We start from the raw sequence: 21,287 nt of genomic DNA, 5'->3' as shown, positions 1-21,287 counted from the left end.
GCTCCTGCACCGCTCGCGGGAGCCGTCGGGCTTGCAAGCCGGCAGTCATTGCGCCATGCCTTTAACAACGATCCCAGGCAGACAAGATGACCGTCACCGATCCGCGTGCCTTTCTCACCCGTCTTTTCAATGCGGCCGTCGCGGCCGCCGATCCGCTTGAAGGAATCCGCCGCCACCTGCCGTCTCGGCCGCGGGGTCGGACGATCGTCGTCGGCGCTGGCAAGGGTTCGGCGCAGATGGCGGCAGCGCTGGAAAGCTGCTGGGACGGGCCCGTGGAGGGACTGGTGGTCACCCGCTACGGCTTCGCGGTGCCCTGCCGACACATCGAGATCATCGAAGCATCGCATCCGGTGCCCGATGACGCAGGACTGACTGCCTCAATGCGGCTGTTGCAGCTGGTGGGCGACCTGACGGCGGACGACCTGGTCATCGCACTGGTTTCCGGCGGCGGATCGGCGCTGCTGCCGGCACCGGCTGATGGCCTGACACTGGCCGACGAAATCGTCGTCAATCGGGCGCTGCTCGCCTCCGGCGCGCCCATCTCGGCGATGAACACCATCCGCAAACATCTCTCGGCGATCAAGGGCGGCAGGCTTGCGCTCGCTGCCTACCCCGCCCGCGTGGTGACATTCGTCGTCTCCGACATTCCCGGAGACAACCCCTCTCTTGTCGCCTCGGGCCCGACCATCGCCGGCGCCGGCAACCGCGCGGAGGCGCTCGAACTGGTCCGGCTCTACGGGCTAGACCTGCCGCCGGGCGTCATGCGCCATATTGCCAGCAGCAAGGCTGATGCCCCCGCGCCGGACGATCCGCGTTTTGCCCGTAACGACGTCCATCTGATCGCCTCTGCCGGCGTATCCCTCGAGGCAGCAGCGGAGGCGGCCCGCACCGCCGGTATCGAGGCGGCCATTCTATCGGATGCCATCGAAGGCGAGGCCCGCGAGGCGGCGCATGTGCACGCGGCCATCGCCCGCGAAATCGCACTCCGCGACCGGCCGTTCCGAAAGCCTGTCGTGCTTCTGTCGGGTGGCGAAACGACCGTGACGGTATCGGGCAAGGGCAAGGGCGGGCGCAACACGGAATTCCTGCTTTCCCTGGCAGTCGACATCGATGGGGTCGCTGAAATCGACGCGCTTGCGGCAGACACCGACGGGATCGATGGCAGCGAGGACAATGCCGGCGCGTTTGCCAATGGCAGCAGCGTGGCACGCATGCGCAAGGCGGGCATCAGCCCGGCCGATCAGCTGCGCAACAACGATGCCTGGTCAGCCTTTCACGCGATTGACGATCTCTTTGTCCCGGGCCCGACCGGCACCAATGTCAACGATTTCCGCGCCATCCTTATCCGCTGAGCCGCAGGGGCTCAGGACCGGGAGCAGGCTTCGCACCGCCCATAGGCTGCTGCCGTCGATGCCCAGCGATAGAATGGGGTGTGGCAGCCGACGCACTCGATCTTTGTAACGGGGCTCTTCTTGGCAATGGGGCGCGCAAGAAATGCCAGGCGATTTTCTGTCTTCCACTGCTCAAGCCTGGCGACGATCATGCCGTCCTCCCGCTAAACGCGTTCCTGTCGTGCAAGTAGAGTGGCGCAAGACAAGAATAATACGAGAGCCAAAGCCCTCTACACAGGATATTTTCAAACATCACAGCTAATAAATAATAAAACTATAATAAATAGCCCGTGAATTTTCGCTGCTCGGCGCGAAGGGGATCTCAAGCTTTGCCGATCCGAGGACAATTCGCCCGCCGACCGCATGCCAACCGCTGTTTCCCACAGGTTAAACTTCGGCGCGACTCAGCTGCCTCAACGATCTGCGAGAAGAAACATGACCGTTTCTCCAGGCTGTAAATGCCTCTGGACATTGGCGTCCTCAGAGGGCCTCATTGCAACGCGTTAAAATCCGGAGGAGCGACCATGCCGCTGACCGCCAAGCGTTCGACACTGATCCTGCTATCCATTTCCCTAGGCCTTCTGGCGCTGTCGCCGGCCAATGCCGCCTCGCCCCAGCCGGTCGAGGCCGACCACGGCATGGTGGTCACCGCCCAACACCTGGCGACCGATGTCGGTGTGAATGTCCTCAAGAGCGGCGGCAATGCCGTGGATGCGGCCGTTGCGGTCGGTTACGCGCTGGCAGTGGTCTATCCGACGGCCGGCAATATCGGCGGCGGCGGGTTCATGACCATACGACTGAAGGACGGCAAGACCACCTTCCTTGACTTCCGCGAGCGGGCGCCGATTGCCGCCACCAAGACCATGTATCTCGACGCCAAGGGCAATGTCGTCAAAGGTGCCAGCACCGATGGCTACCTCGCCGTCGGCGTGCCGGGTTCGGTGATGGGCCTGGAGACGGCTCGCGAAAAATACGGCACGAAATCTCGCGATGAACTGATGGGCCCGGCGATCCGCTACGCCCAGGAGGGCTTTACCCTCGACCAGGGAGATGTCGTCGAACTCGGTGACGGTCGAAAGCGCCTTTCGCGCGATCCGGCAGCAGCGGCAATCTTCGTCAAAGAGGGCGACAAGCCCTTTGCCGTCGGCGACCAGCTGCGGCAACCGGATCTCGCCGAGACGCTGTCTGCGATCGCTGAGAACGGCCCCGACGGCTTCTACAAGGGACGCACCGCCGATGCCATCGTCAAGGCCAGCCAGGACAAGGGCGGCGTCCTCGCCAAGGCGGACTTCGAGCAGTACAAGGTCCGCGAATTGCCGCCGGTCACCTGCAATTATCGTGGCTTCGAGATCATCTCCTCGCCCCCGCCCTCCTCGGGCGGCGTCATCATCTGCGAAATCCTGAACGTGCTCGAAGGCTATCCACTCTCCTACCTCGGCTATGGATCGGCCGAGACGGTGCACCTGATGGTCGAGGCGATGCGGCAAGCCTATGTCGACCGCAACGCGGCGCTGGGCGATCCTGATTTCGTCGAAAATCCCGTCGCAAAGCTGCTCGACAAGGGCTACGCCAGCCAGATCCGCAGCAGCATCGACCCCTACCATGCCGGCGTCTCGAAAGACCTGATGCCGAAGGGATTTGGCGAGAGCCACGAGACGACCCATTATTCGATCATCGACAACGACGGCAACGCTGTCGCCGTCACCTACACTTTGAACGGCTCGTTCGGCGCCGGCGTCGTCGCACCCGGCACCGGTGTACTACTCAACAACGAGATGGACGACTTCACCTCCAAGCCCGGCGTACCAAACCTCTACGGCCTGGTGCAGGGCGAGGCCAACGCGATCCAGCCGAAGAAGACGCCGCTGTCGTCGATGAGCCCGACGATCATCGCCAAGGATGGCAAGCCCTTCATGGTGATCGGCAGCCCCGGCGGCGCCCGCATCATCACGATCACGCTGGAGACGATCGTCAATGTCATCGACTTCGGCATGGACATCCGCCAGGCGATCGATGCGCCGCGCATCCACCATCAATGGCTCCCGGACAAGGTTTTCACCGAGCCCTACGCGCTGTCGCCTGATACGATGCGGCTGCTGACGGGTATGGGCTACAATGTCGCCGTCGACAAGGACTGGCCGATCTGGGGCAAGGCAGCCGGCATCATGGTGGGCGGCAAGAGCTTGGCCGAGATCGCCGCCGGCGGCGGTGCACGCTACAACGGCGCCATGGACAGCCGTGCCGGCTCGGGGACGGCGGCAGGGTACTGAGCCCAATTTTCAGCGCTCCGTAGATCCTTCGCAGGACGCGCCAATGCCCGCGAAGACTGGCGGACCAATCCTCGCGAGCATACAGTCCGCTAGAAGCGAACACCGCCCAGGGTGAAACCACCATCGACGGTAATTTCCTGTCCCGTCACGAAGGCGGCATCGTCGGACAGCAGCCACGCGACTGTCCCCGCGATATCTTCCGATCTTCCATTGCGGCGAAGCGGGGTGTGGTTAGCCAGGCGCTCGGCAAACACTGGGTCGATGACATCGTCAGCCATCGGCGTGAGGATGATGCCTGGATTGATGGCATTGACGCGGATGTTGCGAGGACCCTGCTCGACCGCGAGCGTGCGCATCATCGCCAGCAGCGCCCCCTTGGTGCTGGCATAGGCTCCGGCGCCCGGCATGACACCGCCCGAGGTCCAGGAGGCGTTGATGAGAATGCTGCCATTTTCCAGAAATGGCAGGCAGGCCTTTATCGTCAGGAATGTGCCGCGCAAATTCGTGTCGATCAGCGCATCGAGTTCGTCAGCCGTCGTTTCGGCCAGAGGCTTGAAATCGCCCAGCACCCCAGCATTGGCAAACAAGGCATCCAGCTTTCCGAACCGCTCGACGCTGGCCTGAACCGCCGACTGAACCGCCTCGCTGTCCGAGATGTCGCAAGCGATCGCCATGGCCGTTCCGCCTGCGGCTTCGATCTCTGAGCGAAGCGTGTCGATCGGGTCAGGTCGACGCCCAAGAAGCACAACCTGTCCGCCTTCCTCGACGAGGCGTAGAGCCGCGGCCCGCCCCATACCCGTTCCGGCTCCTGTGATGAAGATGGTCTTTCCCGTATATCTGTTCTGCATCATGTCGTGCTCCTTGCTACAGCGTCACGACGGGTGTAGTTCCGCAACCTGAGAACGATAATCACTAAAATTACTGATCCATCTGAAAGCAAAAGTATCGAATGGGCCTCTTTCGTTCCATGCAGGTGTTCGTGGCGACCGTGCAGGAGGGCTCGACGAGCGCCGCTTCGAGCCGGCTGGGTATATCGCCGGCCATGGTGGGACAGCATGTCGCGAGCCTGGAGGAACGGCTGGGAACGCGCCTTCTGAACAGGACCACGCGGCGCCAAAGCCTGACGGATTTCGGCAAGACCTATGTCGAGCAGTGCCGTGACATCCTGGAGCGTGTGGCCATTGCCGAGCAGGATGCCGAGGCGGCGCAGGCGGAACCTCGTGGCCAGCTGAAGATCACGGCGCCGACGACGTTCGGCACCGAAGTGCTGATGCCGGCCTTGCAGCGCTACCGCGCGCTTGCACCCGAGGTGACGCTGGATATCACCTTGACGGATCGCAATGTCGATATTGTCGACGAGGGCTTCGACATTGCCTTCCGCATCGGCGAACTTCCCGACAGCCGCCTGATCGCCCGTCGTCTCGCGCCCTACAGGATGATGATTTGCGCCGCACCGGCATACCTGTCGCAACGCGGCCACCCCGACCATCCCGCTGACCTTGCCAATCACGAGGCCATCGGCTTCACCCCGGCAGCACGCTCGCCATGGAAACTGGCGAAGGGCAACGAAGAGGTCGAGGTCTCGCCGCAGATAGCGATCACCGTCAATAGCGGACAGGCCGTCCGAACGGCCGCGCGTGCCGGCCTTGGCGTGATCATGCAACCTGCCATGCTGGTTGGCTCGGACATCAAGGCGGGACTTCTCGTGCAGCTCTTTGCCGACTGGCATCTGCGTGAGAGGTCCATGTCACTCATCTATCATCGTGATCGGCGCATGACGCCCCGGCTTCGCAGCATCATCGCCTTTGCCATTTCAGAATTCGGCACGGCATCAGACGAATAGAAAATAGCCCGGCGCGAATCACGTTTGTCGGCGGTGCCAGGCGGACAGTTGATTGAAGAGGTTGCGGCCGAGGACGCGGCCATCAGGCGTTGGAAGGCTTCAGAGCTTGGCGGAGCCTTCGTCATTCGCTGGCGCGCGAGCCTGCCCGCAGACATCAGCTGAAACAAATTTGCTCCAACCCTTCCAATAAGTCTGCCTTTCTATTCAAGCGTACCGGATCTGCGGAATTGCGTATGGTCATAAAGCACAACGGGGCGTATACCGACCCGATCACGTCCGGCGCTTGCGCCGAAATCAGATTTGCGGGTCTGTCCTTCGGGCTCCCACCGCATCACCGAGGGCGATAACCGACGATGTCGGATCAGACCTACCCGTCCGCCTCCCGGCCGGCGGCGCCAAATTTTCGGACAATTGCACTGATCGTCGCCAGTTCGATGTTCATGGAACAGCTTGATGCCACCGTCCTGGCAACGGCCCTGCCGACCATGGCACGCGACTTCAACGTCGGCCCGCCGGCCATGAGCATCGCGCTGACCTCCTATCTCCTCAGCCTGGCAATCTTCATTCCGGCCAGCGGCAAGATCGCCGACCGGTTCGGCTCACGCACCGTGTTCCGCAGCGCCATTGCCGTCTTCGTGTTCGGCTCCATCCTCTGCGCCCAGGCGCCGACCCTCTCCTTCCTCGTCGTCGCGCGACTGATCCAGGGCATCGGCGGGGCGATGATGATGCCGGTCGGGCGCCTGGTGCTGATGCGCAGCGTCGACCGCAAGGATCTGGTCTCGGCGATGTCCTGGCTGCTGGTGCCGGCGCTGATCGGCCCGATCGTCGGGCCGCCCGTCGGCGGTATGTTCGTTACCTATCTCGACTGGCGCTGGATCTTCTACATCAACGTGCCGATCGGCATTCTCGGCTTCATCCTCGTCAGCATCTTCATCGAGGACGTCAAGGGACCGTCGAACGGGCCCTTCGATCTCTCCGGCTTCATCCTATCAGGCATTTCGCTGGGCTCTCTGCTGTTCGGCTTCGAGATGTCGAGCCGTTCGGGCGAAGGCATGATGGCCATCATGCTGATTGCGATCGGCGTGGTCTTCGGCATTGCCTACCTGCGCCATGCCAAAAAACATCCGTCGCCGATCATGGATTTTTCGCTGATGCGCGTGCCGAGCTTCGGCGCCTCCGTCATCGCCGGCTCGCTCACCCGCATCACCCAGGGCGCACAGCCCTTCCTCATTCCGCTGATGCTGCAGCTCGGCTTCGGCATGTCGGCGGCAGCGGCTGGACGCATCGTCATCGCCACGGCCATCGGCTCCATGGCCATGAAGGCGCTGCAATCGCGGGTGCTGAAACGTTTCGGCTTCCGCAACAGCCTGATGGTATTCGGCGTCATCGGCACGCTCGGCTATGCCACCTGCGCCGCCTTCCGGCCGGATTGGCCGATATCGCTGATCTTCGTCATCCTGATGCTCTGCGGTTTCTTCATGTCGTTCCAGTTCACCGCCTACAACACGATCGCCTATGACGAGATCAGCCGCGACCGGATGAGCGCAGCGACCAGCTTCTACACGACCTTCCAGCAGCTGATGCTGTCGCTCGGCATCTGCGTGGCGGCGCTGGCGCTGCATGGCTCGATGTTCGTCCAGGACCACGCGCAGGCCGAACTCAACGATTTCTCCGTCGCTTTCATCGTCGTCACCCTGATCTCGCTCAGCGCGACGTTCTGGAACATGCGGTTTTCGAAGACCGCAGGGGCCGAGATGAGCGGCTACAAGGGCAAGCCGACCGCTTCGATCAGCGAACACTGAGTGTTCGCCCGATGCATTGATGATTATACGGCTTCCAGTTTAGATGCGCTGACGTCACGAAGCGCATACATCCCTGGAGCAGACATGGTCGCCGGTATCCACCACATCACGCTGATAACCCGCAAGGTCCAGGCTAACGTCGATTTCTACGCCGGCTTCCTCGGGCTGCGTCTCGTCAAGCGCACCGGCGGCTTCGAGGATGCGACGCAGCTGCATCTGTTTTACGGCGATGCAGCCGGCTCCCCGGGCTCGCTGGTCACCTTTCTCGTCTGGGAGGACGGCTCGCCGGGCCGGGCGGGCTATGGGCAGACCGGCGAAGTCTCGCTCGCAATCGACCCCTTGAGCATCGGCTTCTGGCTGACGCGGTCCCTCACCTTCGGCCTCAAGGTCGAAGGCCCGATGGACGAATTCGGCGAACCCGTGCTGCGGCTGAAGGACCCGGACGGGGTGATCGTCAAGCTGGTCGGCAGCAACCTGCAGGCCGCATCCCCTTGGTCCAGCGACGGCATCCCGGCCGAACACGCCATCCGCCGCCTGCGCGGCGCGACGCTCTTTACCGAGAAGCCCGAGGAGAGTTCGGCCTTCCTCGAAAAACATTTCGGCTACCGTCTGCAGGCAAGCGCAGGCACGATCCATCGCATGGTGTCGGAGCCAGGCGACATCATCGACGTCAGGGATGCCGGCGGCTTCTGGTCGAGCGCGCCGGGCACCGGCACCGTCGACCACGTCGCCTTCCGGGCGGATGGCGATGCCGAACTGCAAGCCGTGCTCGGAAGCCTCAGCGATGACGAGTCCGGGCCGATCAACGTGCATGACCGAAAATACTTCCGCTCGCTCTACGTCCGCGAGCCGAGCGGCATCCTGTTCGAACTCGCCACCGATGCACCCGGCATGCTGATCGACGAGGATCCGACATCGCTCGGCACGAAGCTGTTCCTGCCGGCTGGCAACGCCGAGCGGGAGCGCGAACTGACGCTGCTGATGCCGCAATTCTCGATGCCGGGCGAGCCGAGGGTGATCTACCGCGACCTGCCCTTCGTCCACCGCTTCTACACGCCCGACGATACCGACGGCAGCGTGATCGTGCTGTTGCACGGCTCCGGTGCCAACGAAACCAGCCTCCTGCCGATGGCCAACAGAATCGCGCCCCGCGCCACGCTGCTTGCACTCCGGGGGCGCGCTGAAGAGGATGGCTTGCCGCGCTGGTTCCTGCGCCTCACGCCCTTTACCTTCGTTCAGAGCGATATCGTCAGCGAAGCGGAAGCCTTCGCCGCCTTCATCGAAGGTGCCGCGCAGGCCTATGGCCTCGACCCGGCCAAGATCATCTATCTCGGCTATTCGAACGGCGCCAACCTCGTCAACGCCATGCTATCGCTGCACCCGCACCTGATCCGACGGGCCGTGCTGCTGCGCTCGATGCCGGTCCTCGAAGAGCGCCCGCCGGCCGATATGGCGGATGCCGCCGTGCTGATGATCTCGGGCGAGTTCGACGACTATGGCCGCTATGCCGAGACGCTGCGCAGTGAGCTTGCCGCCGCTGGTGCCAGTGTCGACCTCAGGATCGTGCCGCATGGTCATGAGTTGAGCGATGACGATGTGAGGATCGTGCAGGACTGGCTGGATACCCATCAAGCCGTGGACGAGACGGTCTGAGGCACCGCCGAATCAGGTCGTCCGGCGCGAGACGCCCCCCTCTGTCGGCGACGCCGACATCTCCCCCACAAGGGGGGAGATAAGCCGCAGGCTTTTGGGGCTGCCTTACAAGAAATCCGAGCAAACTTTGGGGCCTCAACGGTCCGCAGCTGGCGCCGCTACCAATCTCCCCCTTCTGGGGGAGATGAGCCGCAGGCTTTCGGGCCGCCTTACAAGAATCTGAGCAAGCTTGGTGCCTCAATGGTCCGCGGCTGGCGCCGCAGCCAATCTCCCCCCTTGTGGGGGAGATGTCACGAAGTGACAGAGGGGGGCGAACTTGCACCGGCGTTTGAGACCAGCCTGTACTAGTTCTTCGTCACCGGCTTCGATCGCATGCGGGAAACCGTTTCACGCTCGGCCCGCTTGCAGCGCATCGGCGGCAGGCCACGGTCCATCAGGTCCATGTCCTCGATCACCATGTCGCCCATCTTCTTGAAGGCGCTGTCCAGCGCGCCTGCGCGGTGGGCCGAGCGGATGAAGCCTTTGAGGCTGCGCACCGGGTGGTCCTTGGCCAGCGGCTCCTCCGGATAGACATCGCTTGCCGCCACGATATGGCCCGAGGCGACGGCTGCCATCAGGGCGTCGAAATCGACGACATCGGCGCGGCTGAGGAGGATGAAGGCCGCCCCCTTACGCATGCCAGCAAAGGCTTCGGCGCCGAGGAAACCCTTGTTCTCGCTGGTGACTGCAGCAACCACGAAGACGAAATCGCTGTTCGACAACACATCCTCGAGGCTGGCCGGCTGCACGCCGCTATCTTCCAGGATCGAGCGCGGCATCCACGGATCGTAGACCTTGACCTTCGCCCGGAAGCCGCCGAGGACCCTATTCAGCGCCTTGCCGAGATCGCCGAAGCCGATGATACCGATATCCGAACCGCCGAGTTGGCGTGCGCCGGCATTGCCGTCGCCGCCCCAGAGTTCCGTGCCGTCGCGAAAGGCGACATCCGCATCGACGATGCCGCGCGCGAGGCTGAGGGCAAAGCCGAGACCGATCTCGGCCACCGGCTCTGCAAACACCTGCCCCGTCGTCACAACGTGGATGCCGCGCTGGAACAGCACGTCGTAGGGCATGTTGTTCATCAGGTTGCTCTCGACATTGAGGATGCAACGCAGCTGCGGCATCCGGTCGAGCGTTTCGCGGGAGAGCGGCGGCTGGCCGATGATGTAGCGCGCCCGGCCGAGGATCTCGTCGCCAAGCCCGGCAATGTCATCCGGATCTGCCTCGACGATCTCGTAGGTCGCCTTGAGATGGGCCAGTGCGTCGGGCGTGAAGATCAGTTCGAGCGTGCGCGGCTCGGGCGCGCTGATGGCCAGCGGCCGGTCGGTCATGGGCATGCAGTCTCCTTCGTCCTGCGCCGCTCCCCGGGCGCATTTCGGCGCAACATGGCAATTTAGAACAGAAACAGCAATGGGCCGCGAACGCTCCTCTCGTCCACGGCCCGCCGCAGGCATGAAGCAGGTTCAGCCGCGGAAAGTGTAGGTTTCGATCGACTCCGCCTTCATCTCGATCGAAAAGCCCGGCATGCTCGGCGGCATGTAGGCCGCCTCCTTGATAACGCAGGGATCGAGGAAATGTTCGTGCAGATGGTCGACATATTCGATCACACGACCATCCTTGGTGCCGGACACGGCGATATAATCGATCATCGACAAGTGCTGGACATATTCGCAGAGGCCAACGCCGCCGGCATGCGGCCAGACCGGCAGATTGTACTTGGCCGCTACCAATAGCACGGCCAGCACCTCGTTGAGGCCGCCCATGCGGCAGGAATCGATCTGCACGATGTCGATCGCGCCCTCGGCGATGAACTGCTTGAACATGATGCGGTTCTGGCACATCTCGCCGGTCGCCACCTTCACCGGCGCGACCGCCTGGCGGATCTTGCGATGGCCGGCGACATCGTCGGGACTGGTCGGTTCCTCGATGAAGAACGGCTTGGCGAAGGCGAGCTTGTTGACCCAGTCGATGGCCTCGCCGACCTCCCAGACCTGGTTGGCGTCGATCATCAGATAGCGGTCCGGGCCGATCACCTCGCGGGCGATCGTCAGGCGGCGGATGTCGTCCTCGAGGTCGCGGCCGACCTTCATCTTCACATGGTTGAAGCCGGCATCGATCGCCTCCTGGCAGAGACGCCGCAGCTTGTCGTCGTCATAGCCGAGCCAGCCGGCCGAGGTCGTGTAGCAGGCATAGCCGTCCTTCTCGAGGGTGGCGATACGCTCGGCCTTGCCCGCCTCCGCCTTGCGCAGGATGGCCACCGCCTCGTCGCGTGTCAGCACATCGGTCATGTAGCGATAGTCGACGATATCGGCGATCTCTTCGGCATCCATCTCGCTGACCAGCCGCCAGACGGGCTTGCCGGCCTGCTTGGCGAGCAAATCCCAGACCGCGTTGACAACGGCGCCAGTAGCCAGATGCATGGCGCCCTTTTCCGGGCCGATCCAGCGCAGCTGGCTGTCGCTGGTCAGGTGCCGCCAGTATTTGCCGGGATTGTCGAGCACGGCTGCAAGCTCGGTGCCAATAACCAGATGCGCCATGGCCTTGATCGCCATGCAGCAGATCTCGTTGCCACGACCGATGGTGAAGGTCAGCCCGTGGCCGGAGAGACCCGGCTCGTCTGTATCGAGAATGACATAGGCCGCCGAATAGTCGGGATCCGGGTTCATCGCATCGGAGCCGTCGAGGCTGAGCGAGGTCGGGAAGCGGATGTCGAATACGCGGAGATCGGTGATGCGCGTCATGGCGGCAAATCCTCGGCAAAATAGCTGTGTCGGACAAGAACCCGGCGGGCAACGTAGGAGAGCGCCATGCCAAATTCTTCTTATGTGAAGATTATTTTCACATATGGATCTTTCACGCAAGAGTGTGGCAGGGCCTCGCGCTCCCCAACGGCGCAAATTGCAGGCAAGAAAAAACCGCCGGCTTTCGCAAACCGGCGGCTTCTTCATGTCTCTATGACCGCTTTACCGGTCGGACAGGTCTTCCCGCTGCCGTTCGGCGGCGGCGGCAACCAGCATCGCGGTATCATTGGCGAGCAGGCGCTTGCGCACCAGAACGCCCATCACGCGGGCGGCCGTGGAAAAGGTCATCGTATCGAGCGGCCCCTCGCCTTCCCAAGGCTTGGTCAGTCGCTCGGTAACCGCGCCGAGCAGATTGCTCGGCATGATATCGGTGCAACCCCGCATCGCCTCGAAGGCGGCGCTGATCGGAAAAATCCGGCCTTCCAAGGTGACCAGCGGCTCGGAGCTGTCGGCGCCCCATTCCTCGAAAGCGTGGACGGCTTCTCGGAAAAGCTGCTGCAGGGTGATCGGTGCATGCCCATCATGAAGGGCTGGAAGTACATTGGTCATGGCTGTCTCCTTTTTTGGAAGTCCGAAGTCTTCCGGTAAGGCCGGCAACATGGGAAACAAGACGGGTTCCCGTTGGCCAACTAACACGACTGAGTCTATAGATTAATCCAAATTAAGAAAGCCCCCGAGGGGATTTCCTGGATTTCAATTTATTTTCAATCACATGCACCGACAGCGTCGACCGCCAGACGTTAACGCTCGGATCACAAGTTTCCCGCATAGCTTCAGGTCGGAGGGGTCACCGTGATCGCATCGACGCGGTTCGGGTAGAAGGCCATGTACTCCGCAATGCCCGCCACGGCATCATAGGGTGTCTCATAGGTCCAGATGGCATTGATCGAGCGTTCGCCGCCGCTGGGAATGCTGTAGTAGGAACAATCACCCTTATAGGGACAGTAGCTGGAATGGTCGGTGCGCTGCAGCAGCGTCATGTCGACATCGGCACGGGGGATGTAGAGCACCGGCGGATAAGAGGACTCGCGTAAAAGAACAGCGTTGCGGCTATCGGCGACGGTCTTCCCACCGACTGTCACCACAACATGGCTCGTGGATTTCCCGATGGATATCGGATGGTCTGGGCCGGGGATCTTGATGGTCTTGTCAGGCATGTCTGCTCCTCCTCGGCGCAAGCGCGCCATGATGCTCCCATCGGATATAGGGTGGCGCGGGGCGGTCGCAACCGCCTGGCCAGATCGTGTCGGCCGCAAGCTTGGTTACGCATTAAGGTTTACGCGTGAAGTCGCTGGAGCGACGTCGCCGGCTAGGTTAGGTCATCCCTCAAACGGCAGCAATGACTGCAGCCGCTGAGGGGGCGACGCCATGTTGATTTCGTTTCGCGAGGCGGCCGATCTCGGCTTTCAGCTGATGATGGCCGTCGCCTCCGTCGCCGGCGGCATGGCCATTGCCGAGGTTGCCACCAAACCACGCCTGATGCAAAGCACGACGATAGACATCAGCCGGCCGACGCTTTGGGCCTCCAACCCGACTTACGTCGATCGCCAGAGCCCCTTGCTACCGATAACCAATATGTCGGTCGAAACTGCCTCTCAGACTGCCGTCGGCACCTGTTCCGACGCCATTGGCCTGCGCATCGCCTGCGATCTCCTCGCCACAGGTCCTCGCCGCTCCTGACCAGCTATCCGTCGAGCAGCGATTTGAGTTCGACAGGATCGCGAATGCCAAACTCGTACCAGTCGACCAGCGATCGCCCGGCAATCTGGGCTTCGCTGCTCTTCAGGTCGATCGACTTGCCTGCGCACCAGCTCTTCAGAACCGACTGCAGCATGTCGACGTCGCTGGATTGGATGCCTTCCTTCGGCCAGTCCGTCGTCCCCGTCATCGCGCGTCCCCTGCTCCTGGCATCTGGAGCAAAACTCTAGCCGCATCTGCCGCAATTTCAACAAAATTGCGAGCGCGCGCCTTTCATCCTACAAATTTCCCTGTACCACGCGCCCGCCAATTTTTCGGCGATACCGGAACCAATCCCAACATTGCAAGTTTTGCCACCGGTTGATCGCGTCAAAATTGCGGCGACTGAATATCAATTTAGGCCGGCGTTCCGGCAGGAGGTTATTATGGGTCGTGGTATTTTGTTGTGGTTGCTCGGTATTCCGATCCCGCTGATCATCATCATCCTTCTATTTCTTCGATAGGAGCGCTCGATGACAATTCCAACATCGGGCTACACAGCGGACGCGCCGGTGGAATCGTCCACTTCGGCTGTCAGCTGGGCGCCGATCATCGCCGGAGCGGTTACCGCCACGGCGATCACGCTGATCCTGCTGATGGTGGGCTCTGGCCTCGGTCTGACGATGGTGTCGCCCTGGTCGAATGAAAGCAGCTCGGCGGCGACCGTCGGTGTGACGGCTGCCATCTGGCTTATCGTCGTGCAATGGCTGTCGGCAGGCGTCGGCGGATACCTGACCGGTCGTCTGCGCACGAAGTGGACAGGCGTCCACACCTACGAGGTGTTCTTTCGTGACACTGCGCATGGCTTTCTGTCGTGGGCCTTGGCCACCATCGTGGTTGCGGGCCTGCTGAGTTCGGCCGTGACCTCGGTCATTGGCGCCGGTGCGCAAGCAACGGCAACAATCGCCGGTGGCGCAGCCACGGCGGGTGCCGCAGCTGCAAACACGTCCGGCTCCGCGAGCGGCTTCTCGCCCGCCTACTATACGGACGCTCTCCTGCGCCCCACGGCGCCCCAGACCGCTCCGGCTGGTGACAGCAACGAGAATGTCTCGGCCCAGGTGTCGCGTATCCTTGCAACTGGTGCTGCGGAAGGTGAGATCTCACCTGACGATCGCACCTATCTCCAGCAGGTCGTCGCTTCGCGCGCCGGTCTCTCGGAAGCCGATGCCAAGGCTCGGGTCGACACCGTGCTGAAGCGAATCGACGATGCCAAGGTCGCCGCCCAGCAGGCTGCGGACAAGGCACGCAAGAGCGCCTCGGTCGTTGCCCTTCTCGGCGCCCTCTCGCTCCTGGTCGGCGCCTTCATCGCCGGTGTGTCGGGTGCTGTCGGTGGTCGTCAGAGAGACGAAGACGAAGAGCGCATCGCTCTTCAGCGCTGATCCAAAGGCGATTGCTCGATCCAAGGCGGCTCTCTCGGGGGCCGCTTTTTCGTGGCGCCGGCTGCCGGCCCTACATCTCGAAGGGAACAATTAGCGATCTTTCAGGTTTGGATTCTGTTCTTTGAGAGGTCCCCATGCAAGACAATCCACCGCATCTATCCACCCCGACCGTTCCGGTCGCACTCACCATCAACGGCGAAAAGCACCAGCTCGACGTGGCGCCCTGGACCACACTGGTCGACCTGCTGCGCGAGGACCTGCACCTCACCGGCACGAAGAAAGGTTGCGACCACGGCCAATGTGGCGCCTGCACGGTTCTGATCGACGGTGTCCGCCTCAACGCCTGCCTCATCCTTGCCGTCACCCGCGACGGCGCCGAGATCACCACCATCGAAGGCCTCGGCCAACCGGACAATCTACATCCTATGCAGCGCGCTTTCGTGGAAAACGATGCCCTGCAGTGTGGTTACTGCACCCCCGGCCAGATCTGTTCCGCCGTCGGTCTTGTCAGCGAAGGCAAGGCCAGCAACCGCGCCGAGGTGCGCGAGCAGATGAGCGGCAACATCTGTCGCTGCGGCGCCTATACCAACATCGCCGATGCCGTCGAAGACGTGCTGTTTGCCGAACACCGGGAGGCCGCAGAATGAAGCGCTTCGATTACATCAAGCCCGCCACCGTGAGCGAAGCCGTCTCTGCCCTGGCGGCGAATTCTGGCGCGCAGCTGATTGCCGGCGGCACCAACATCGTTGACCTGATGAAATACGATGTCGTCGCACCTTCCGTGCTCGTCGATATCAATGGTCTTGCCCTGAAGGACATCGAGGCGCTGCCGAACGGTGGCTTCCGCATCGGCGCCTTGGCAACGAACAGCGCCATCGCCTATCACGAAGGCATCCAGCAGCAGTATCCGCTGCTTTCCAGCGCCATCCTCGCCGGCGCGTCGCCCCAGTTGCGCAATGCCGCCACCGCCGGCGGCAATCTGCTGCAGCGGACGCGCTGCTATTATTTTTATGACCCGTCGACACCCTGCAACAAGCGCGAGCCGGGCAGCGGCTGTTCCGCCATCGGCGGCGTCAACCGCATCCACGCCATTTTGGGTGCGAGCGAAGCCTGCGTCGCCACCCATCCGTCCGACATGTGCGTGGGGCTTGCTGCCCTCGACGCCGTGGTCGAAGTCACAGGCCCGGACGGCAAGCGCGAGATTGCCTTCGCCGATTTCCATCGCCTCCCTGGCGATATGCCGGAGAAGGACAACACGCTGAAGCCAGCCGAAATGGTCACGGCGATCCGCATCGAAAGCCAGCCAGGCACCCGTCACCATACCTACCTCAAACTGCGCGACCGGCTTTCCTATGCGTTTGCCTTGGTCTCGGTCGCCGTTTCGCTCGACATGGACGGTGACGTGGTGACCGCAGCGCGCGTTGCTCTCGGCGGCGTCGCCCATAAGCCGTGGCGAAACGCCGAGGCGGAGGCAGCCCTGGTCGGCCGTTCTCCCTCTGAGAGCGATTTCGAGACCTTCGCTGCCACGCTGCTCGCTCCGGCCAAGGGCCAGGGCGCCAACGATTTCAAAATTCCGCTAGCCCGCAAGGCGATCGTGCGCGCTCTCCGGCAAGCCGTTGCCGGCACACCGCAGGTCCAGTCCGTAAAGGCAATCGCATGAAAGAGAGCCCCTTGAACCCCGACAACCGCCACATCGGCAACCCCGTCCCACGTGTCGACGCTGGCCTTAAGGTCACCGGCCAGGCGCATTACAGCGCCGAGTACCATGAAGCAGGCTTGCTGCACGGCGCCGTCGTGCTGAGCACCATCGCCGTTGGCCGCATCGTCAGTATCGACACCTCAGCTGCCAAGGCCTTTCCAGGCGTCGTCGAAGTCTTCACCCATGAAAACCGCATGGATGTCGCCTCTTCCGACAAGAAGTGGCAGGACGAGACGGCTGCCCCTGGGCATCCGTTCCGGCCACTCGATTCGGACAAGATCCTCTTCGACGGTCAACCGGTTGCCTTTGTGGTCGCCGATCGCTTCGAGGCGGCCCGCGATGCGGCGGCGCTCGTCAAGGTCCATTACGAGGCGTCCGAGCCACACACGGATATCGCTGTCGAGCGCTCCAACAGCTATGTGCCGCCGACCAAGCGTAACGGCATCGCGCCGCCGCCCGAGCCCCGCGGCAAGGCGGAAGAGGCCTATGCCTCCGCGCCCTTCAAGATCTCGGCCGATTATGCCCATGAGGGCGAGCATCACAACCCGATGGAAATGTTTGCGACCACGGTGCTGTGGGAGAACGAGAAGCAGCTGACCATCTACGACAAGACACAGGGCTCGCAGAACTCCCAGAATTTCGTCTGCAATGTCTTCGGGCTGAAGCAGGACGACGTGCGGGTAATCAATGCCTTCGTCGGCGGCGCCTTCGGATCGGGCCTTCGCCCGCGTCACCAGCTGTTCCTCGCCGTCATGGCGAGCTTGCAGCTGAAGCGGTCGGTGCGGCTGGAGCTGACGCGGCGCGAGATGTTCTATCTGAGCTACCGGCCGCTGATGCTGCAGACGGTGTCGCTTGCCGCCGACGCCAACGGCCAGCTGGCCTCGGTGATGCACGATGTCGTCTCGGCGACCTCGCAGTTCGAGGATTATCAGGAAGTCGTCGTCAACTGGTCGGGCCTTGCCTACCGCTGCGACAATGTCCGCTTGAACTACGAACTGACCAAGCTCGACACGGCGACGCCCGGCGACATGCGCGCCCCTGGCGCGGCCTCCGGCCTCTACGCGCTGGAATCGGCCATGGACGAACTCGCCTATGAGGTCGGGATCGACCCGCTCGAACTCCGAACCCGCAACTTCATCCATTTCGACCAGAACGAGGACAAGCAGCTGACCAGCAAGGCTTTGCATGCCTGCTATCGTCAGGGTGCCGAACGCTTCGGTTGGGCAAACCGCCAGATGCAGCCCGGCTCCATGCGTGATGGCAATGAGCTGGTCGGCTGGGGCATGGCGACCGGCTACTGGGACGCGATGGTCAAGCAGGCCGAAGCCAAGGTGCGCTTCAGCAGCAACGGCCAGATCGTCGTCGAGGCGGCGGCCAGCGATATCGGCACCGGGACTTACACGATCCTGACACAGATCGCCGCCGAAGCCTTCGATGTGCCGCTCGAGCAGGTGACCGTTCAGATCGGTGATTCGTCCCTGCCGACAACCTCTGTCGAGGGCGGCTCCTGGACTGCCGCCTCCACCGGCTCCGCAGTCCAACTGGGGTGTCAGGCGATCGTCGAACAGATGCTGAAGCTCGCGCAGAAGGCAAAGGAATCGCCGCTCGACGATGCCAAGGTTGCAGACGTGACCATCCGCGCCGGTCGACTGGTCCTGAAAATCGACGAAAGCCGAGGTGTAGCGATTGCCGATATCCTGTCCGCCAACGATCTCTCGTCGCTCGAAGCCAAGGGTACCGCTGCGCCCGACACGGCGCAGATGAAGAAGTTCATCAGCTACACCCACTCGGCTGTGTTCGTAGAGGTCAAGGTCGATGCGGAACTGGGGGTCGTTCGCGTAACCCGGGTCGTCAGCGCCATTGCCGCCGGCAAGATCCTCAACCCAAAGACTGCCCGCAGCCAAATCCTCGGTGGCGTCGTCATGGGCATCGGCATGGCACTGCATGAAGAAGGCATGTGGGACCACCGCAGCGGCCGGATCATGAACCACAACCTCGCCGAATATCACGTGCCCGCCCACGCCGACATCCACGACATCGAGGTAATCTTCGTCGACGAGCAGGACGACATGGCAAGCCCCCTCGGCATCAAGGGGCTCGGAGAAATCGGCCTGGTCGGGGTCAGCGCGGCGATTGCCAACGCCATCTTCCATGCCACCGGCAAGCGCCAGCGCCACCTGCCGATCACCATCGACAAGATCATCGACCAGTCGATGGCAGCCTGAGGACGACGACATGACAAAGAACCCACCGATGAACCCGCAGCTTTACCGCGACGATCTCGAAACCGTCGAGATCGACGAGCCTGAGACCGCGCGCGCGCTTTCAGAGACCATGCTGTCGATCGCCCAAAAGACCTATCGCGATGGCGGCCACGCCATCCGCAGCGTCCACGCCAAAAGCCACGGCCTGCTGGAAGGCGAATTCCGCGTGCTCGACGGCCTGCCGCCGACGCTGGCACAGGGGCTGTTTGCCAAGACCGGCACCTACAAGGCCTTCGCCCGGCTGTCGACTACGCCGGGCGACATCCTGCACGACAGCGTATCGACGCCGCGTGGCCTGGCGCTGAAGATCGTCGACGTCGAGGGAGAGCGGCTCAACGCGGAAGACGACAGCGCGTCGCAAGACTTTTTGATGGTCAACGGCAAGCAGTTCAACGCATCCAGCGCCAAGGCATTTTTGCTGAACCTGAAGGGACTGGCGGCCACCACGGACCGCGCCGAAGGCTTGAAGGAAGTGGCATCCAAGGTCCTTCGCGGCGTCGAAAGCGTGATCGAGGCCTTCGGAAGCAAGAGTGCTTCGATCATGGCGCTCGGCGGCCATCCGGAGACCAACATACTCGGCGAGAGCTTTTTCGCCCAGCTGCCGCTGCGCTACGGCGATTATGTTGCCAAGTTCGCGCTCGTTCCGCAGTCGGAAGAACTGAAGGCCCTGACGGGTCAGGAGCTGGATCTCAACCACAACCCCGATGGGCTGCGCGAGGCGGTCTCCGATTACTTCCGCAGCAAAACCGCCGTCTGGGAATTCCAGGTGCAGCTCTGTTCGGATGTGGAAGAAATGTCCGTCGAGGATGCAGCATCCACGTGGGACGAGGAAAAGAGCCCCTTCATCACGGTCGCGACCTTGACCGTAGCGCCGCAGCCGTCCTGGAACAGGGAGCGGGAACGCGAGATCAACGACGGCATGTCCTTCCGCCCATGGAACGGGCTCGCCGCCCACCGCCCGCTTGGCAGCATCATGCGCATGCGCAAGCTCGCCTATGCGCAAGGTGCCGCCTTCCGCTCGCAACGCAACCCGACCCCTGTGGAAGAGCCGACTGAAAAGCTGGTATCGGCCTAAGACCTGGCCTTGCGGTCTTCTGGCCGGCTGTCCGCATCCCCAATCCCGTCTTCGGCTGGCTCCCAGCCGAAGACACTGCGCCCGCCCCACTCCGCCGACTGGCGGAATTCCCCGGCAACGATCTCCTTGAGGTCCGGCCCGGTGACATAACGTTCCAGGCGCCGTGTCTGGTCGTCCAGCCGCTTCAGCGCCTGCATCTCCTCGTCCAGCCCGAGCCGCCCCTTCCTGACCGCCGACTTCATCACGTTGATCGTCTCGTCATAGACCTTCAGCGGCACCGGAAACGGATGCCGGTCCTTGCCGCCATGGGCGAGCGAAAAGCGTGCGGGGTCGGAGAAACGGCAGGGCGCGCCGTGCACCACCTCCGCCACCATGGCGAGCGCCCGAACGGTGCGCGCGCCGACACCGGGCACCAGCAACAATTGCGAAAAATCCTGAGGTCCACGGTCCGCCGCCGCCGCGATGGCGCCATGCAGGCGCCGCATATTGACGTCCTCCTGACGAACGTCGTGATGGGCCGGCATGATCAGGTGCGGCAGCGTCAGCTGGTCAGAAGGCTTGGCCGGTGACAGCCGAGCCTCGAGATCGATCACTTCGCGCAGGATGCGGTCGGGCCCGAGCGAGGCAAGCAGGTCGAGCTGGCCATTGCGCGACAGATCGGCGCGTCGATCCGCAAGGTTGACGATCTCGCCGAGACTATGTCCCTCGATTGCGGCGTGGGGCGAATCGACGAAGCTCTCCAATCCCGCCGATTGCCAATGATAGCGTCGGGCCTGGCGAATATCGCCGTTCATGCCCTGCTGCACCACCACCCACTTGCCGTCGTCGGTGACAATGAAGCCGTGCAGGTAAAGATCGAAGCCATCCTGGAGAGCGGCGCTATCGACCTTGGCCACCAGCCGGCTGGTGGTGGCAAGTGCTGCACCATCGATGCCGACGCGATGGCCGATGGCCATGAGCTCATCCGGCGTCCTGCGCGATTGGGCGCCGCGACCGCCGCAGACATGGATGCCCAACTCTCCGGCCATCGGCGTCAGGCCGCGCTTCAGGGCGCCGATGACGCTGGTGGTGATGCCCGAGGAATGCCAGTCCATGCCCATCACGGCGCCGAAGGACTGGAACCAGAAGGGATGCGCCAGCCGGCTCATGAACTCGTCGCGACCATAATGCTGGATGATCGCCTCCGTGATCAAAGCCCCCAGCCGCGTCATGCGCTGCCCGAGCCACGCCGGTACCCGGCCGCCATGCAGCGGCAGATCGGCGCTTCCAGCTCTTTTCGTCATCGCGGCACTCCCCTCCGATCCCCCTTCATCTACCGAAACAACAGCAAACGC

The 21,287-nt window shown here is 62.8% G+C and carries 18 protein-coding genes; 11 read left to right on the top strand and 7 right to left on the bottom strand.

What is annotated here, in order from left to right; genetic code table 11:
- Positions 1-86: 86 nt before the first annotated feature.
- Together VH564_RS16985 and ggt are read left to right on the top strand one after the other, a co-directional pair.
- Complete coding sequence (locus VH564_RS16985; RefSeq protein WP_423341036.1) at positions 87-1,352, top strand: glycerate kinase type-2 family protein; 1,266 nt, start codon at positions 87-89, stop codon at positions 1,350-1,352.
- 563 nt (positions 1,353-1,915) lie between these two features.
- Entirely contained in the window at positions 1,916-3,661 is a 1,746-nt protein-coding gene (gene ggt, locus VH564_RS16980) for a gamma-glutamyltransferase (RefSeq protein ID WP_423341035.1), read from the top strand.
- A gap of 89 nt (positions 3,662-3,750) precedes the next feature.
- Here ggt and VH564_RS16975 read toward each other — a convergent pair whose 3' ends face one another.
- Positions 3,751-4,512 carry an SDR family NAD(P)-dependent oxidoreductase gene (locus VH564_RS16975; RefSeq protein WP_423341034.1) on the bottom strand — a complete coding sequence of 254 codons (762 nt, stop codon included), beginning with the start codon at positions 4,510-4,512 and terminating at the stop codon, positions 3,751-3,753.
- Positions 4,513-4,610: 98 nt separating this feature from the next.
- Here VH564_RS16975 and VH564_RS16970 point away from each other — a divergent pair, with 98 nt between their 5' ends.
- From VH564_RS16970 to VH564_RS16960, 3 genes are all read left to right on the top strand, one after another.
- The gene (locus VH564_RS16970) at positions 4,611-5,504 is read left to right on the top strand and encodes a LysR family transcriptional regulator (RefSeq protein ID WP_423341033.1); all 894 of its coding nucleotides are present in this window, start codon (positions 4,611-4,613) and stop codon (positions 5,502-5,504) included.
- A 353-nt stretch (positions 5,505-5,857) separates the two neighbouring features.
- Entirely contained in the window at positions 5,858-7,306 is a 1,449-nt protein-coding gene (locus VH564_RS16965) for an MFS transporter (protein WP_423341032.1), read from the top strand.
- 84 nt (positions 7,307-7,390) lie between these two features.
- On the top strand, positions 7,391-8,959 hold the full coding sequence (locus VH564_RS16960) for a VOC family protein (RefSeq protein ID WP_423341031.1): 1,569 nt from the start codon (positions 7,391-7,393) through the stop codon (positions 8,957-8,959).
- Positions 8,960-9,303: 344 nt separating this feature from the next.
- Here the strand turns inward: VH564_RS16960 and VH564_RS16955 are convergent, their stop codons facing one another.
- The 4 genes from VH564_RS16955 to VH564_RS16940 all read right to left on the bottom strand — a co-directional run bounded on the left by VH564_RS16955 (position 9,304) and on the right by VH564_RS16940 (position 12,956).
- On the bottom strand, positions 9,304-10,335 hold the full coding sequence (locus VH564_RS16955) for a hydroxyacid dehydrogenase (RefSeq protein WP_423341030.1): 1,032 nt from the start codon (positions 10,333-10,335) through the stop codon (positions 9,304-9,306).
- A gap of 126 nt (positions 10,336-10,461) precedes the next feature.
- Positions 10,462-11,739 carry an L-fuconate dehydratase gene (locus VH564_RS16950; RefSeq protein ID WP_423341029.1) on the bottom strand — a complete coding sequence of 426 codons (1,278 nt, stop codon included), beginning with the start codon at positions 11,737-11,739 and terminating at the stop codon, positions 10,462-10,464.
- A gap of 222 nt (positions 11,740-11,961) precedes the next feature.
- A complete protein-coding gene (locus tag VH564_RS16945) occupies positions 11,962-12,348 on the bottom strand; it encodes a hypothetical protein (RefSeq protein WP_423341028.1) in 387 nt (128 codons plus the stop codon).
- A gap of 224 nt (positions 12,349-12,572) precedes the next feature.
- Positions 12,573-12,956: a DUF427 domain-containing protein gene (locus VH564_RS16940; RefSeq protein WP_423341027.1), complete on the bottom strand. Its 384-nt coding sequence runs from the start codon at positions 12,954-12,956 to the stop codon at positions 12,573-12,575.
- Positions 12,957-13,167: 211 nt separating this feature from the next.
- On the opposite strand from VH564_RS16940, the gene VH564_RS16935 reads away from it, so the two are divergent.
- Positions 13,168-13,479, top strand: a complete 312-nt coding sequence (locus VH564_RS16935) for a hypothetical protein (protein WP_423341026.1) — start codon at positions 13,168-13,170, stop codon at positions 13,477-13,479.
- A gap of 4 nt (positions 13,480-13,483) precedes the next feature.
- On the opposite strand, the gene VH564_RS16930 is transcribed toward VH564_RS16935, so the two are convergent.
- Complete coding sequence (locus VH564_RS16930; RefSeq protein WP_423341025.1) at positions 13,484-13,687, bottom strand: hypothetical protein; 204 nt, start codon at positions 13,685-13,687, stop codon at positions 13,484-13,486.
- Between the two features lie 322 nt (positions 13,688-14,009).
- Here VH564_RS16930 and VH564_RS16925 point away from each other — a divergent pair, with 322 nt between their 5' ends.
- From VH564_RS16925 to VH564_RS16905, 5 genes are all read left to right on the top strand, one after another.
- A complete protein-coding gene (locus tag VH564_RS16925) occupies positions 14,010-14,915 on the top strand; it encodes a hypothetical protein (protein WP_423341024.1) in 906 nt (301 codons plus the stop codon).
- A gap of 134 nt (positions 14,916-15,049) precedes the next feature.
- Positions 15,050-15,562, top strand: a complete 513-nt coding sequence (locus VH564_RS16920) for a (2Fe-2S)-binding protein (RefSeq protein ID WP_423341023.1) — start codon at positions 15,050-15,052, stop codon at positions 15,560-15,562.
- Positions 15,559-16,575, top strand: a complete 1,017-nt coding sequence (locus tag VH564_RS16915) for an FAD binding domain-containing protein (RefSeq protein WP_423341022.1) — start codon at positions 15,559-15,561, stop codon at positions 16,573-16,575. The genes VH564_RS16920 and VH564_RS16915 overlap by 4 nt, the downstream gene beginning before the upstream one ends.
- Positions 16,572-18,839 carry a xanthine dehydrogenase family protein molybdopterin-binding subunit gene (locus VH564_RS16910; RefSeq protein ID WP_423341021.1) on the top strand — a complete coding sequence of 756 codons (2,268 nt, stop codon included), beginning with the start codon at positions 16,572-16,574 and terminating at the stop codon, positions 18,837-18,839. The genes VH564_RS16915 and VH564_RS16910 overlap by 4 nt, the downstream gene beginning before the upstream one ends.
- Before the next feature lie 10 nt (positions 18,840-18,849).
- Entirely contained in the window at positions 18,850-19,953 is a 1,104-nt protein-coding gene (locus VH564_RS16905; RefSeq protein WP_423341020.1) for a catalase family protein, read from the top strand.
- Here VH564_RS16905 and VH564_RS16900 read toward each other — a convergent pair.
- Entirely contained in the window at positions 19,950-21,236 is a 1,287-nt protein-coding gene (locus VH564_RS16900; RefSeq protein WP_423341019.1) for a DUF763 domain-containing protein, read from the bottom strand. The genes VH564_RS16905 and VH564_RS16900 overlap by 4 nt on opposite strands.
- Positions 21,237-21,287 lie beyond the last annotated feature (51 nt).

The organism is Rhizobium sp. HT1-10 (assembly GCF_049472505.1).
Taxonomy (GTDB): domain Bacteria; phylum Pseudomonadota; class Alphaproteobacteria; order Rhizobiales; family Rhizobiaceae; genus Rhizobium.
Note: the sequence above shows the minus strand (reverse complement) of the source record. Positions and strands in the feature narration are given on the sequence as shown.

Excerpts from the sequence above, each read along its gene's own strand:
- VH564_RS16925 (WP_423341024.1), top strand. The coding sequence starts at position 14,010 with ATGACAATTCCAACATCGGGCTACACAGCGGACGCGCCGGTGGAATCG.
- VH564_RS16900 (WP_423341019.1), bottom strand. The coding sequence starts at position 21,236 with ATGACGAAAAGAGCTGGAAGCGCCGATCTGCCGCTGCATGGCGGCCGG.
- VH564_RS16975 (WP_423341034.1), bottom strand. The coding sequence starts at position 4,512 with ATGATGCAGAACAGATATACGGGAAAGACCATCTTCATCACAGGAGCC.
- VH564_RS16965 (WP_423341032.1), top strand. The coding sequence starts at position 5,858 with ATGTCGGATCAGACCTACCCGTCCGCCTCCCGGCCGGCGGCGCCAAAT.
- VH564_RS16940 (WP_423341027.1), bottom strand. The coding sequence starts at position 12,956 with ATGCCTGACAAGACCATCAAGATCCCCGGCCCAGACCATCCGATATCC.
- VH564_RS16955 (WP_423341030.1), bottom strand. The coding sequence starts at position 10,335 with ATGCCCATGACCGACCGGCCGCTGGCCATCAGCGCGCCCGAGCCGCGC.
- VH564_RS16905 (WP_423341020.1), top strand. The coding sequence starts at position 18,850 with ATGACAAAGAACCCACCGATGAACCCGCAGCTTTACCGCGACGATCTC.
- VH564_RS16985 (WP_423341036.1), top strand. The coding sequence starts at position 87 with ATGACCGTCACCGATCCGCGTGCCTTTCTCACCCGTCTTTTCAATGCG.
- ggt (WP_423341035.1), top strand. The coding sequence starts at position 1,916 with ATGCCGCTGACCGCCAAGCGTTCGACACTGATCCTGCTATCCATTTCC.
- VH564_RS16935 (WP_423341026.1), top strand. The coding sequence starts at position 13,168 with ATGTTGATTTCGTTTCGCGAGGCGGCCGATCTCGGCTTTCAGCTGATG.
- VH564_RS16945 (WP_423341028.1), bottom strand. The coding sequence starts at position 12,348 with ATGACCAATGTACTTCCAGCCCTTCATGATGGGCATGCACCGATCACC.
- VH564_RS16930 (WP_423341025.1), bottom strand. The coding sequence starts at position 13,687 with ATGACGGGGACGACGGACTGGCCGAAGGAAGGCATCCAATCCAGCGAC.
- VH564_RS16950 (WP_423341029.1), bottom strand. The coding sequence starts at position 11,739 with ATGACGCGCATCACCGATCTCCGCGTATTCGACATCCGCTTCCCGACC.
- VH564_RS16920 (WP_423341023.1), top strand. The coding sequence starts at position 15,050 with ATGCAAGACAATCCACCGCATCTATCCACCCCGACCGTTCCGGTCGCA.
- VH564_RS16915 (WP_423341022.1), top strand. The coding sequence starts at position 15,559 with ATGAAGCGCTTCGATTACATCAAGCCCGCCACCGTGAGCGAAGCCGTC.
- VH564_RS16910 (WP_423341021.1), top strand. The coding sequence starts at position 16,572 with ATGAAAGAGAGCCCCTTGAACCCCGACAACCGCCACATCGGCAACCCC.
- VH564_RS16970 (WP_423341033.1), top strand. The coding sequence starts at position 4,611 with ATGGGCCTCTTTCGTTCCATGCAGGTGTTCGTGGCGACCGTGCAGGAG.
- VH564_RS16960 (WP_423341031.1), top strand. The coding sequence starts at position 7,391 with ATGGTCGCCGGTATCCACCACATCACGCTGATAACCCGCAAGGTCCAG.